The organism is Pseudomonas sp. 43NM1 (genome assembly GCF_002836905.1).
GTDB lineage: Bacteria > Pseudomonadota > Gammaproteobacteria > Pseudomonadales > Pseudomonadaceae > Aquipseudomonas > Aquipseudomonas prosekii.
Map to the genome: position 1 here is coordinate 107,501 of NZ_MKGS01000001.1, position 12,628 is coordinate 120,128.

At 58.3% G+C, this 12,628-nt stretch carries 11 protein-coding genes, 3 tRNA genes and 1 riboswitch; of the genes, 3 read left to right on the forward strand and 11 right to left on the reverse strand.

Features of this window, described 5'->3' with window-relative positions:
- Window positions 1-59 precede the first annotated feature (59 nt).
- Window positions 60-386 carry an Arc family DNA-binding protein gene (locus tag BI292_RS00550; protein ID WP_003178899.1) on the forward strand — a complete coding sequence of 109 codons (327 nt, stop codon included), beginning with the start codon at window positions 60-62 and terminating at the stop codon, window positions 384-386.
- A 104-nt stretch (window positions 387-490) separates the two neighbouring features.
- Here BI292_RS00550 and mgtE read toward each other — a convergent pair whose 3' ends face one another.
- Window positions 491-1,933, reverse strand: a complete 1,443-nt coding sequence (gene mgtE, locus BI292_RS00555; RefSeq protein WP_092279049.1) for a magnesium transporter — start codon at window positions 1,931-1,933, stop codon at window positions 491-493.
- 321 nt (window positions 1,934-2,254) lie between these two features.
- Between mgtE and BI292_RS00560 the strand changes: the two genes are divergently transcribed.
- Window positions 2,255-2,743, forward strand: a complete 489-nt coding sequence (locus BI292_RS00560; protein WP_101206638.1) for a cell envelope protein SmpA — start codon at window positions 2,255-2,257, stop codon at window positions 2,741-2,743.
- A gap of 19 nt (window positions 2,744-2,762) precedes the next feature.
- Here the strand turns inward: BI292_RS00560 and BI292_RS00565 are convergent.
- The 7 genes from BI292_RS00565 to ltaE all read right to left on the reverse strand — a co-directional run bounded on the left by BI292_RS00565 (window position 2,763) and on the right by ltaE (window position 8,729).
- A tRNA-Arg gene (locus BI292_RS00565) sits at window positions 2,763-2,839 on the reverse strand.
- Window positions 2,840-2,911: 72 nt separating this feature from the next.
- Window positions 2,912-2,988, reverse strand: a tRNA-Arg gene (locus tag BI292_RS00570).
- A 108-nt stretch (window positions 2,989-3,096) separates the two neighbouring features.
- Window positions 3,097-3,187, reverse strand: a tRNA-Ser gene (locus BI292_RS00575).
- Window positions 3,188-3,249: 62 nt separating this feature from the next.
- Entirely contained in the window at window positions 3,250-3,438 is a 189-nt protein-coding gene (gene csrA, locus BI292_RS00580; RefSeq protein WP_003178872.1) for a carbon storage regulator CsrA, read from the reverse strand.
- A gap of 189 nt (window positions 3,439-3,627) precedes the next feature.
- Window positions 3,628-4,869, reverse strand: coding sequence for an aspartate kinase (locus BI292_RS00585; protein WP_054044740.1), 1,242 nt, complete (start codon window positions 4,867-4,869; stop codon window positions 3,628-3,630).
- Window positions 4,870-4,959: 90 nt separating this feature from the next.
- A complete protein-coding gene (alaS, locus tag BI292_RS00590; protein ID WP_101206544.1) occupies window positions 4,960-7,578 on the reverse strand; it encodes an alanine--tRNA ligase in 2,619 nt (872 codons plus the stop codon).
- A gap of 146 nt (window positions 7,579-7,724) precedes the next feature.
- Window positions 7,725-8,729, reverse strand: a complete 1,005-nt coding sequence (gene ltaE, locus BI292_RS00595) for a low-specificity L-threonine aldolase (protein WP_101206546.1) — start codon at window positions 8,727-8,729, stop codon at window positions 7,725-7,727.
- 198 nt (window positions 8,730-8,927) lie between these two features.
- Window positions 8,928-9,098: riboswitch (FMN riboswitch) on the forward strand.
- Between the two features lie 105 nt (window positions 9,099-9,203).
- On the opposite strand from ltaE, the gene BI292_RS00600 reads away from it, so the two are divergent.
- Entirely contained in the window at window positions 9,204-9,713 is a 510-nt protein-coding gene (locus tag BI292_RS00600; protein ID WP_101206547.1) for a 6,7-dimethyl-8-ribityllumazine synthase, read from the forward strand.
- A gap of 168 nt (window positions 9,714-9,881) precedes the next feature.
- Here the strand turns inward: BI292_RS00600 and astE are convergent, their stop codons facing one another.
- The 3 genes from astE to astB all read right to left on the reverse strand — a co-directional run bounded on the left by astE (window position 9,882) and on the right by astB (window position 12,605).
- Window positions 9,882-10,892 (reverse strand): succinylglutamate desuccinylase, encoded by a 1,011-nt coding sequence (astE, locus tag BI292_RS00605; protein ID WP_101206549.1) that lies wholly within the window; start codon window positions 10,890-10,892, stop codon window positions 9,882-9,884.
- Between the two features lie 12 nt (window positions 10,893-10,904).
- Entirely contained in the window at window positions 10,905-11,195 is a 291-nt protein-coding gene (locus BI292_RS00610) for a topoisomerase II (protein ID WP_092279039.1), read from the reverse strand.
- 63 nt (window positions 11,196-11,258) lie between these two features.
- The gene (gene astB / locus BI292_RS00615) at window positions 11,259-12,605 is read right to left on the reverse strand and encodes an N-succinylarginine dihydrolase (protein WP_101206550.1); all 1,347 of its coding nucleotides are present in this window, start codon (window positions 12,603-12,605) and stop codon (window positions 11,259-11,261) included.
- Window positions 12,606-12,628: the final 23 nt, after the last annotated feature.

A 12,628-nucleotide genomic window follows, 5' to 3' on the forward strand; every position in this document is an offset into this window, starting at 1 on the left:
TATCAGACATCCTGCGGCCAATCCCGAGAACCGCTCCCCTGAACTAACCGGTTAAATATATGCGCCCATTGAAACAGGCAATTTATTCCAGCCGTACGGCTGACAAGTTCGTCGTACGTCTGCCAGACGGAATGCGTGAACGCATTGCCGAGGTGGCTCGCAATCATCATCGCAGCATGAACTCCGAAATCATTGCGCGCCTTGAGCAGAGTCTTATTCAGGAAGGCGCACTGGGCGAAGAATTGAGCATGCGTCTGGACAGCCCGGAGCTGTCGCTGCACGAACGCGAATTGCTGCAACGTTTCCGTCAACTGTCCCACCGTCAGCAGAACGCATTGGTTTCGCTGATCGCCCACGACGCTGAGATGGCCGCAGACGCGTCCTGATCCATAGCAAAAAATTCAAGCCAGCATGATTGCTGGCTTTTTTTTGCATTGAATTTGAGGCACAAAAAAAAACCCGCCAATCTGGCGGGCTTTGAAGTAACGGATCAGAGCAGGAAAATTGTCGCCAAGCCAAGGAAGATGAAGAACCCACCGCTGTCGGTCATGGCCGTGATCATCACACTGGCGCCCATTGCCGGGTCGCGCCCCAAGCGGGCCAGCGTCATAGGGATCAACACGCCCATCAATGCCGCCAGCAACAAGTTAAGTGTCATCGCCGCAGTCATCACCACGCCCAGCGACCAACTGCCGTAAAGCAGATAGGCGACAACCCCGATAACCCCACCCCAGACCACACCATTGATCAAACCGACCGCCAGTTCCTTGCGCATCAGCCGCGAGGTGTTGCCGGTGCTGACCTGGTCCAGCGCCATGGCCCGAACGATCATGGTGATCGTCTGGTTACCCGAGTTGCCGCCGATGCCCGCAACGATCGGCATCAGTGCCGCAAGTGCCACCAGCTTCTCGATGGAGCCCTCGAACAGGCCGATAACCCGCGACGCGACAAACGCTGTCACAAGGTTCACCGCCAGCCAGGACCAGCGGTTACGCAGGGATTTCCAGACGGAGGCGAAGATGTCTTCTTCTTCGCGCAGACCGGCCATGTTGAGAACTTCGTTTTCGCTCTCTTCACGGATCAGATCGACCATCTCATCGATAGTCAGACGACCGATCAGCTTGCCGTTTTTGTCGACTACCGGCGCGGAGATCAAGTCATAACGCTCAAACGCCTGCGCAGCGTCGTAGGCGTCCTCGTCCGGGTGAAAACTCACCGGATCGCTGGCCATGACGTCGGCCACCTTCTTGTCCGGATCGTTGACCAGCAACCGCTTGATCGGCAACACGCCCTTGAGCACGCCGTCGTAGTCGACGACAAACAATTTGTCAGTGTGGCCCGGCAATTCCTTGAGGCGACGCAGATAACGCAGAACCACTTCGAGACTGACATCCTCGCGGATCGTCACCATCTCAAAGTCCATCAGTGCGCCGACCTGCTCCTCGTCATAGGACAACGCGGAGCGCACGCGCTCACGCTGCTGGCCATCAAGGGTTTCCATCAGCTCATGGACGACGTCGCGCGGCAGCTCGGAAGCCAGGTCAGCGAGTTCGTCGGCATCCATGTCCTTGGCGGCGGCCAGGAGTTCGTGATCGTCCATGTCGGCGATCAGCGTTTCACGCACCGAATCGGATACTTCGAGCAGAATGTCGCCGTCACGATCAGCCTTGACCAACTGCCAAAGCGTCAGACGATCGTCCAGCGGCAGGGCTTCAAGGATGTAAGCGACGTCGGCGGAGTGCAGGTCGTCGAGTTTGCGTTGCAGCTCGACGAGGTTCTGCCGGTGAACCAGGTTCTCGACCCGGTCGTGATGCGGACCTTCCTGGCGATGAGTCAGGTCTTCGACTACCCGCTGACGCTGCAACAGCTCAACAACTTGAGCGAGGCGGTCTTGCAGGCTTTCTTGCGTTTTCTTTACTTCAACTTCGGACATAGGCGAACTCCACTCCCAGCAGCGGGGCACGCCGGAAGAATCAATCAGTCAATTCATGATTGGAAAAACGGGTTACTAAACAACTACTGGGTAAGTCCATGGAGGTATTCCATAAGCCCCGGCGGGGCTGACGGGCGCAATGATACACCGCCTGACGGTTTAAGACGTTAAAAAATCATGGCTGAAACAAGCGCTTGCAAGACAAACCTGAGCGCTGTCCTTATCCATACAGGTGCGACGACTTATCCTGAAAAGAAAACACACAGGCGCTTCAAAAAGGAGCGTCTACCCTTCAGTCACAACGTCATGGAGGACGTCGAAATGCCGCTGATTCTGCTGTTGATCGCCCTGCTCTGCCTGTTTCCCAAAGCTTATGCTGCAACCATTCACCGCTGCGAGTCAGCCGATGGACAACTGACCTTCACCACCATGAGCTGCAAGACTGAGGAAAGTCTTTCAGTACAGACCGTGAGCCCATTCATGCCTGGCACGGTCGTCGCGATCATGCCGGAAAGATCCAATACCAAAAGGAGGGAGCCAACGATTGTCGGCCGATCAGAGGATAAATGTGGAAACTTGATCAACGCCAAGCAAAGGCGTGAAGCGATCATCAATCAGCGCGTCGTTGCCGGTATGAGCCAACAGGATGTCGAAAGCGCGCTCGGTAAACCGCACAAGATCAATATTCGCAATTCATCCACGCGCTACAGCTATGACCTCAAGCGAGGCCGCACCGCCCAGGTGGAGTTTGATGAGAAAGGATGCGTGAAAGGAAAAGCCAAATCCCAGACGGCAAAAAGCCCGCGTTAGACGCAGGCTTTTTGGTGTTTGGTGCACTCGACAGGATTCGAACCTGTGACCGCTCGGTTCGTAGCCGAGTACTCTATCCAGCTGAGCTACGAGTGCATTTTGTGTTTTTAAACCAGACCACAACTGGTTGAAGCAAAGTTGCCTGCATTACTGCAAACAACTCTTAAATGGTGCACTCGACAGGATTCGAACCTGTGACCGCTCGGTTCGTAGCCGAGTACTCTATCCAGCTGAGCTACGAGTGCATTTGTTGCCGCGCATTATAGGCCGTCTAATCTCTATGTCAACCGCTTTTTCCTAGTAATTTCAACAACTTACCGAAGAAGCTAGATTACAACGTACTACGCAAATAATGGCGGAGAACGGGGGATTCGAACCCCCGACACCCTTTTGAGGTGTACTCCCTTAGCAGGGGAGCGCCTTCGGCCACTCGGCCAGCTCTCCGCAACACGGGGCGTATCTTAACCAACCTTTTCCCCGTTTGCAAACATAAAAAACGATAAAAATTAATGGCTTGGTTCGTCGTCCTTCTCTTTCTTGATCCGCAAGTAGATTTCCTCGCGGTGAACAGCAACCTCTTTAGGCGCGTTAACGCCAATACGCACTTGATTTCCTTTGACGCCGAGCACGGTCACAGTGATTTCGCCATCACCAATAATCAGGCTTTCTGCGCACCGACGAGTCAGAATCAGCATACCTTTCTCCTCACGCATTTCATTTCAGGGACAACAGTCTGCAAAAAAAAGGCACTCGACCTACAACCGGAGCGGTCGCAGCCCTGCATGCCTGAGTATTGACCAGCGCGAGCAAAAGAACAGAGTCCTGGCCCACGCCATTCAAAAAAGACGAAGGACGCGGTCAGACCGCGCCCTTCGGCAAACGCATCACTCGCCTTGACGGGCCGGTGCGTCCAGTTCGAAAGCCGTGTGCAGAGCGCGCACAGCCAGTTCCAGGTATTTCTCTTCGATCACCACCGAAACCTTGATTTCCGAGGTCGAGATCATCTGGATGTTGATGCTTTCCTTGGCCAGCGATTCAAACATGCGGCTCGCCACGCCTGCGTGAGAACGCATGCCGACGCCGACGATCGAGACCTTGGCGATCTTGATGTCACCGACCACTTCACGGGCACCGATCTCGCGAGCGGTGTTTTCCAGTACCGTTTGCGCGGCCTGGAAGTCGTTACGGTGGACAGTGAAGGTGAAGTCGGTGGTGTTATCGTGCGCAACGTTCTGCACGATCATATCGACTTCAATGTTCGCGCCGCTGATTGGCCCAAGGATCTTGAACGCGACGCCCGGGGTGTCTGGCACGCCACGGATGGTCAGCTTGGCTTCATCGCGGTTGAAAGCGATGCCGGAAATGATCGGCTGTTCCATGGTTTCCTCTTCATCAATAGTAATGAGGGTGCCCGGACCCTCCTTGAAGCTGTGCAGTACGCGCAGCGGAACGTTGTACTTGCCGGCGAATTCCACCGCGCGTATCTGCAACACCTTGGAACCGAGGCTGGCCATTTCCAGCATCTCTTCAAAGGTGATCTTGTCCAGGCGCTGGGCCACGGAGACAACGCGCGGATCGGTGGTATAGACGCCATCGACATCGGTGTAGATCTGGCATTCGTCAGCCTTCAACGCTGCTGCCAGCGCCACACCGGTAGTGTCGGAGCCGCCACGCCCGAGGGTGGTGATGTTGCCGTGCTCGTCGACGCCCTGGAAACCGGCGACAACCACCACGCGACCCGCCTTCAAGTCACCGCGAATCTTCTGATCGTCAATCTGCAAGATACGCGCTTTATTGTGCGCGCTGTCTGTCAGGATTCGGACCTGGTTACCGGTGTAGGACACCGCTGGCACGCCACGCTTGATCAGCGCCATTGCCAACAGGGCAATCGTCACCTGCTCACCGGTGGAAACAATCACGTCCAGTTCGCGCGGAACCGGTTGGCCGTCGCCACTGATTTGCTTGGCCAGATCGATCAGACGGTTGGTCTCGCCGCTCATTGCAGACAGCACGACCACCAGGTCATCGCCGGCATCGCGGAATTTCTTAACCTTGTCGGCGACCTGCTCGATTCTCTCGACAGTGCCGACCGAGGTGCCTCCAAATTTCTGTACGATCAAAGCCATTTCAAAGCCGCCTCTGCCCATGAAGGGCGCCCAATAATCACTCAAACAGTTGCCGGGTGCGCTACTAGACCGCGCGCCCGGCAAACCGCCTTATAAACCCTGCTCTACAAATGGAACGGTCAGGGCCAGTGCCGCGTCCAGTGCGCCGGCGTCTACACCACCGCCCTGCGCCATATCCGGACGACCACCGCCCTTCCCGCCCACTGCCGCAGCGGCTTGCTTCATCAAATCACCGGCTTTGAGTTGGCCAGTCAGGTCTTTGGTTACGCCTGCAACCAGAACGACCTTTTCCTCATGGACACTGCCGAGCAGGATCACTGCGCGGCCGAGTTTGTTTTTCAATTGATCGACCAGCGCCAGCAGCGCCTTGCCGTCCTGACCGTCCAGACGCACGGCCAACACTTTCACGCCTTTGACATCCAGCGCCGAGGCCGACAGATCGTCGCCCGCCGCGCTGGCAGCCTTGGCTTGCAACTGCTCGAGTTGCTTCTCCAGCAGACGGTTGCGCTCAAGCACAGCCGACAGCTTGTCGATCAGGTTGTCGCGGCTACCCTTGACCAGGTTGGCCGCTTCCTTGAGTTGCTCTTCGGCAGCGTTCAGGTACGCCAGCGCCGCAGCGCCGGTGATCGCCTCGATACGACGCACGCCGGAAGCCACACCACCTTCGCTGACAATCTTCAGCAGGCCGATGTCGCCGGTACGGCTGGCGTGAATGCCGCCACACAATTCGACGGAGAACGCGCCACCCATGCTCAGCACGCGCACGTTGTCGCCGTACTTCTCGCCAAACAGCGCCATAGCGCCTTTTTGCTTGGCGGACTCGATGTCGGTTTCTTCGGTTTCAACGGCGGAGTTCTTGCGAATCTCGGCGTTGACGATGTCTTCCAGGGCTTTCAACTGCTCAGGCTTGATCGCTTCGAAGTGGCTGAAGTCAAAGCGCAGGCGCTGACTGTCGACCAACGAACCTTTCTGCTGAACGTGCTCGCCCAACACCTGACGCAATGCCGCGTGCAGCAAGTGCGTCGCCGAGTGGTTCAACGCCGTGGCGTGACGCACTTCGGCATCGACATGGGTTTCAACCGGGGCGCCGACCGTCAGGCTGCCGAGTGCCAGCACGCCGTGGTGCAGGAACGCGCCGCCAGTCTTGGTGGTGTCGCGCACGTCAAAGCGGCTGCTGCCGACTTGCAGGTAACCGCAGTCGCCAATCTGGCCGCCGGATTCAGCGTAGAACGGCGTCTGGTCGAGTACGACCACGCCTTCTTCACCTTCACTCAAGACGTCAACCGAGCGCCCTTCTTTATAGATAGCAATAATCTTCGCCGAACCGCTGGTGGCCTTGTAGCCGGTGAACTCGGTCGCCACGTCAACCTTGACCAGGGTGTTGTAGTCGAGGCCGAACGAACTGGCCGACCGCGCGCGTACACGCTGGGCTTCCATCTCGCGTTCGAATCCGACTTCATCGACCGTCAAGTTGCGCTCGCGAGCGATGTCGGCGGTCAGGTCCATCGGGAAACCGTAAGTGTCATACAGCTTGAACACCACGTCGCCCGGCACCACGGTGCCTTTGAGTTCCAGCAGATCCTGCTCGAGAATCTTCAAGCCGTGCTCCAGCGTCTTGGAGAACTGCTCTTCTTCAGCCTTGAGCACGCGCTCGATATTGGCCTGTTGCTGCTTGAGCTCCGGGAACGCATCGCCCATTTCGGCGACCAGCGCCGCGACGATCTTGTAGAAGAAGCTGCCGGTCGCGCCAAGCTTGTTACCGTGACGGCAGGCCCGACGAATGATCCGGCGCAGCACATAGCCGCGACCTTCGTTGGACGGCAACACGCCATCGGCAATCAGGAAACCGCACGAACGGATGTGGTCGGAAACCACTTTGAGCGACGACTGATCGTCGTTGCTGCAACCAATCGCCTGGGCCGAAGCGCTCAGCAGGTTCTTGAACAGGTCGATTTCATAGTTGGAATGCACGTGCTGCATCACCGCACTGATCCGCTCCAGGCCCATGCCGGTGTCAACCGACGGTGCTGGCAACGGATGCAACACGCCGTCGGCGGTGCGGTTGAACTGCATGAAAACGTTGTTCCAGATCTCGATGTAACGGTCGCCATCTTCTTCCGGCGAACCCGGTGGGCCGCCCCAGATGTGCTCGCCGTGATCGTAGAAAATCTCGGTGCATGGGCCGCACGGGCCGGTATCGCCCATGGTCCAGAAGTTGTCCGAGGCGTACGGGGCGCCTTTGTTGTCGCCGATGCGGATCATGCGCTCGACCGGTACGCCGATCTGCTGGGTCCAGATGTCGTAAGCCTCGTCGTCCGAGGCGTAGACCGTTACCCAGAGTTTGTCTTTCGGCAGTTTCAGGACGCCGGTCAGGAAGGTCCAGGCGTAGGTGATCGCGTCATGCTTGAAATAATCACCGAAGCTGAAGTTACCGAGCATTTCGAAGAACGTGTGGTGACGAGCGGTATAACCGACGTTCTCCAGGTCGCTGTTCTTGCCACCGGCGCGCACGCATTTCTGGCTGCTGGTCGCACGGGTGTACGCACGTTTTTCCTGGCCCAGGAAGCAGTCCTTGAACTGGTTCATCCCCGCGTTAGTGAACAGCAGGGTTGGATCGTTGCCCGGAATCAAAGAGCTGGAGGCTACACGGGTGTGGCCTTGCTCTTCGAAGAAGCGAAGGAAGGCTTCACGGATTTCTGCGCTTTTCATTAGGTTCTTCCACGGAGGCTGCGGCCAAAGGCCTGTGCAAAACGTCAACAGACGAAGCGACGGCAAAGGGCCGCATTATATCGGCCCTGCGCGCGGGGTACAGCGTGTTTATACGATAGAAACGGTCAATTGGACGGCTAACCCTGTCAGTTGCGCGAAAACTCGACGAATGTCGCGATGACTTGCTCGATTTGCACGCGACTGATGTCCATGTGCGTGACCATGCGCAGGCGCCCGGCGGCGCTGAGCTTGATCCCGCGCTCGGCGGCGAAGGCCTTGATCGCGTCCGCGCGCTCGCCCATGGCCACGTAAACCATGTTGGTCTGTACCGGCTCGACGGCGTAACCGGCCTCGCGTAAACCATCGGCCAGCGCTTGCGCATTGGCGTGATCGTTGGCCAGGCGCTGGACGTTGTGATCCAACGCATACAGCCCCGCTGCTGCCAGAATCCCGGCCTGACGCATGCCGCCGCCGACCATCTTGCGCAGGCGCCGCGCCTTGGCGATGAGCTCGACCGAGCCGCACAACACCGAACCGATCGGCGCGCCAAGCCCTTTGGACAGGCACACCGAGACCGAATCGAAATGCTGTGTGATCTGCCGCGCATCAACGTTGAGCTTCACCGCCGCGTTGTACAGCCGCGCGCCGTCCAGGTGCAACGCCAAGCCATGTTCGCGGGTGAAGCTGCGCGCCCGAGCCAGATATTCCAGCGGCAGGACTTTGCCCTGCATGGTGTTTTCCAGCGCCAGCAAGCGGGTGCGGGCGAAATGGAAGTCATCCGGTTTGATCGCGGCAGCGACGTGCGCCAGGTCCAGCGACCCGTCTTCCTGGACTTCCAGCGGTTGCGGCTGGATCGAACCGAGCACCGCCGCCCCGCCACCTTCGTACTTATAGGTGTGCGCCTGCTGACCGACGATGTATTCCTCGCCGCGCTCGCAGTGCGCCATCAACCCGAGCAAATTACTCATGGTGCCCGTCGGCACGAACAACGCGGCGGCAAAACCCAGCCGTTTTGCCAGTTCGGTTTCCAGACGATTGACCGTCGGATCTTCGCCATACACGTCGTCACCAGTATCCGCAGCGGCCATCGCCACGAGCATTGCCTGGGACGGTTGGGTGACGGTGTCGCTGCGAAGATCGATAACGCTCATGAATCCGGCCTCGGTATGTAGGGGAGATTTACTTTTGCAGGTTGAATTACTGCGGGCAGGCCGACGATTAATCAACCCTTGGTCGCGCAAAAGAGCCTTCGCAGCTTCGGAAAACTCGATATCAATCATCAGAAAGCAGGAATGCGCAGCCCGGGAATATGTGTTAAAAAAGCTCCGCCGCCCGACAATCGGGCGGCAAAACGTTCTCAGGGCGGGGTGCAACTCCCCACCGGCGGTAATTGCGCGCAATGCGCATAGCCCGCGAGCGCTTGGTGCCAGACCTGCTTCGGCGGTGTTTGGCGACAAGGTCAGCAGACCCGGTGTGATCCCGGGGCCGACGGTCATAGTCCGGATGAAGAGAGAACGGGATTGGCGCCAAAGGGCCGACCGCGAGCATTTTTTATGCGAGCGCGCGCACCCTTAAATCCCATTCGATTCATAAGCCCTGTTTTTCACACAAACAGGAACCAGAACATGCAACCCACCGCAATCGACAGCAAAAGCAAAAACCATCAGGGCGAGCGCGTCGCGTTCATCCAGGCCTGCTGGCACAAGGGAATCGTCGATCAGAGCCGTCATGGCTTCGTCGCCGAAATGCTTGCCCAGGGTTATCAGGAATCCGACATCGATTTCTTCGAAGTCGGCGGTGCCTTTGAAATTCCACTGCACGCCAAGCTGCTGGCGAAGTCCGGGCGTTACGCCGGCATCGTCGCTGCAGGCCTGGTGGTCGACGGCGGAATTTACCGCCATGAGTTCGTCGCGCAATCGGTGATCAGCGGCCTGATGCAGGTTCAGCTGGAAACCGAAGTGCCAGTGTTCTCGGTGGTTTTGACCCCGCATCACTTCCATGCAGGCGAAGAACATCAGAAGTTCTTCTTCGAGCATTTCGTGCACAAGGGCCAGGAAGCGGCGAAGACCTGCGCGGATACGCTGCATAAGATGCGTGCGTTGCGTCGTAATGAGCCGCGCGCGGTAGCGGTTTAAGCACAAACCTCTGGGCTGGGTGAGGTCTTCTGCCTCACCCAAATCAAAATGTGGGAGCGAGCTTGCTCGCGATGGCGGATTGTCAGTCGATGGTCATGTTGACTGATGCACCGTAATCGCGAGCAAGCTCGCTCCCACATTGGTTTTACGTCGGTTTCGAAATCGGGATCAGGCGAGGTTGTCGTCGCTGGTCGGCACGATCAGGATGCCGGCGCGCAGGCCGTTTTTGACTTTTGGGTTGGGGAAGATAATCCGCGCACCCTGCTCTTCGATGATCCAGCGGGTCTGGGCGATGTCTTCGGCCAGCACGTAACCCACTTCCAATTCCGAAAAGTTCTCGACATCCGCTGGCAGGTTCAAGCGGAAGCTGTCGCTGTGCTTGATGATTTCCCGCGCCACGCTGAACAGCTGCAATCCGTCGAGTGAGGCTTCGGTGGCAGGCGGCTCAGTGCCTTCGATAATTTGCTTCAGGCGGGTTTCCAGCAGATCGACATTCACCCCGTCGTTCTGCCCGAACGGCCGCGCCTTGCCCAATTCCAGGGTAAAGGCCTCGGCGCCGAGCTTGTCGTAAGTGTACGAACTGAAGACGATTGACGGCTTGTTCTGCAGCAGCACCGCTTCCATGCCGGCGGCGCGCAGACGCGCCAGTTGCAGGCGTGAATGCTGGCGCCCTTCTTTCCACGGATACAACGCAAATTGCTCGATCTTCGAGCCGCGAATCGCCGTGTGCAGGTCGTAGTGCAAACGCTCGCGGTCCGGCAGGCTGAAGAAACTCGCCGCGAGGCGCTCGAGTTCACAGGCGCGCAGGGCTTCGGAACCGCTGCTTTGTTCGTGACGGCCGTTGAACAGCCGATTGACGTCCTGCTCGATGTAACGCTCGCCGCGACGGATCGCTTCGGGGTTGCCGAACAGAAACAGAATACGTGCGCGCGGCTTCAGATCGCCGCGAGCGATGTCGTGCAACAGACGATCAAGCAACTCGATCGGCGCTGTTTCGTTGCCGTGGATCCCCGCCGATAGCAGCAGGTCCAGGCCATTGTCGCGCGCTTCAGGCGGCCGGACTTCCAGCGCACCTTCGCTCAACCAGCGCATGCGTACGCCTTCGACAGTCAGTTGAGTCTTCTCCGCCGGTTCGCGGCCGGCGAGGGTCAGTTCAAGCAGTTTGCCGAGGGCGAGCATAGAGCGAATTCCTTAGTGGTCGTGGGCGCAATCCGGGCCGTGCACGTGGTCTTCGTCGTCACCGACTTCAGCCGGTTCCATTTCCAGTTGCAGACTTACCAGATTAGTCGCCAATGGGCGCAGCAGCAGGTTGGCGTATTCGGCATCGCCTTCTTCGACGTCAACGCCGATCAGCAGTTGACCGCGGCCGTCTTGCTGAATCCACAGCTCTTTGCCTTGCCACATGACCGCGACGCGGGTGCAGGAGGTTTCCAGTTGCGTGCCGTCGGTGTCTTCAAGGATCAGCTGCAGGGTATCGCTCATGGGTGTTTACGCTCTCGTTGGAGATGAAGCAGCGCGCCGTCGTGACCGCCGACGCGCCGTTGATCAATTGATCTGGAATGGATAAACCGCGCCCAGTTTAAGGATTTGCGTCAATTCATCCAGTGCCGTCCGGCATTCAAGCAACAATTGCGGGTCCGCCAGATCGTTTTCGGTCATGCGGTCGCGGTAGTGCTTGTCGACCCATGCGGTCAGCGAGCCGTACAACGGTGCCGTCATGATAACGCCCTGATTGACCGCCGCCAGCTCGGTTTCATTGAGTGCCACGCGAAGTCTCAGGCAAGCAGGGCCACCGCCGTTCTGCATGCTTTGCTTGAGGTCAAACACCTTCACTTCGCTGATGACCCCGCCAGAGCTGGTCAAACCTTGCAGGTATTGCCAGACGCGTTCGTTGCCCCGGCATTCTTCCGGAACAATCAACAGCATCGAGCCGTCAGGACGCGACAGCAACTGGCTATTGAACAGGTAGGACCGAACCGCGTCCTCCACGGTTACTGCGGAACGCGGTACGCAAACAGACTGAAATTTCCCACCGATCCTGGCGAGTTTTCCGGCAAGTTCGGCGAGCATCTGTTCGGTGTCGAGGAACGCGTCCTCGTGATAGAACAAAACCTCGCCATTACCCACGGCAATCACGTCGTTGTGGAACACGCCCTGATCGATCACCGAAGGATTCTGCTGCGCGTACACCACGCCGTCATCGCTCAAACCGTGCAGACGCGCAACCGCTTGCGAGGCTTCGAGGGTCTGGCGCGCCGGGTATTTTTGCGGCGCCGGGTAACGGTTGTCGAAAGCGCTGCGCCCGAAGACGAAAAACTCCACGCCCGCCTCGCCGTACTCACGGCAGAAACGCGTGTGGTTGGCCGCGCCTTCGTCGCCGAACTGCGCCACCGCCGGCAATGCGGCGTGGTGGGCGAAGTGCTTCTGGTCAGCGAACATCGCGCCGAGCACGCGGCTGGTGGTCGGATGCTCGATGCTGCGGTGATATTTGCAATTGAGGTTGGCCGCGGTGAAGTGCACGCGGCCATCGGCGGTGTCGGCACTTGGGCTGACAGTGGCGGCGTTGGCCACCCACATGCTCGAGGCCGAGCAACTGGCGACCAGCAACGGCATCGCTTCTTTGGCGGCGCGCTGGATTACTTCGGCGTCGCTGCCGCCGAAACCCAAACGGCGCAATGCGGCGACGTCAGGGCGTTCTTGCGGTGCCAATACGCCTTGTTGAAAGCCCATTTCCATCAGCGCTTTCATTTTCGCCAGGCCTTGCAGCGCAGCTTCCTTCGGGTTCGAGGATTGCTGGCTGTTGCTCTGGGACGCGACGTTGCCGTAGGACAACCCGCCGTAGTTATGGGTCGGCCCCACTAGACCGTCAAAATTGACTTCATAGGATTTCATCAGCGAGGCTCCACGAGAATCTG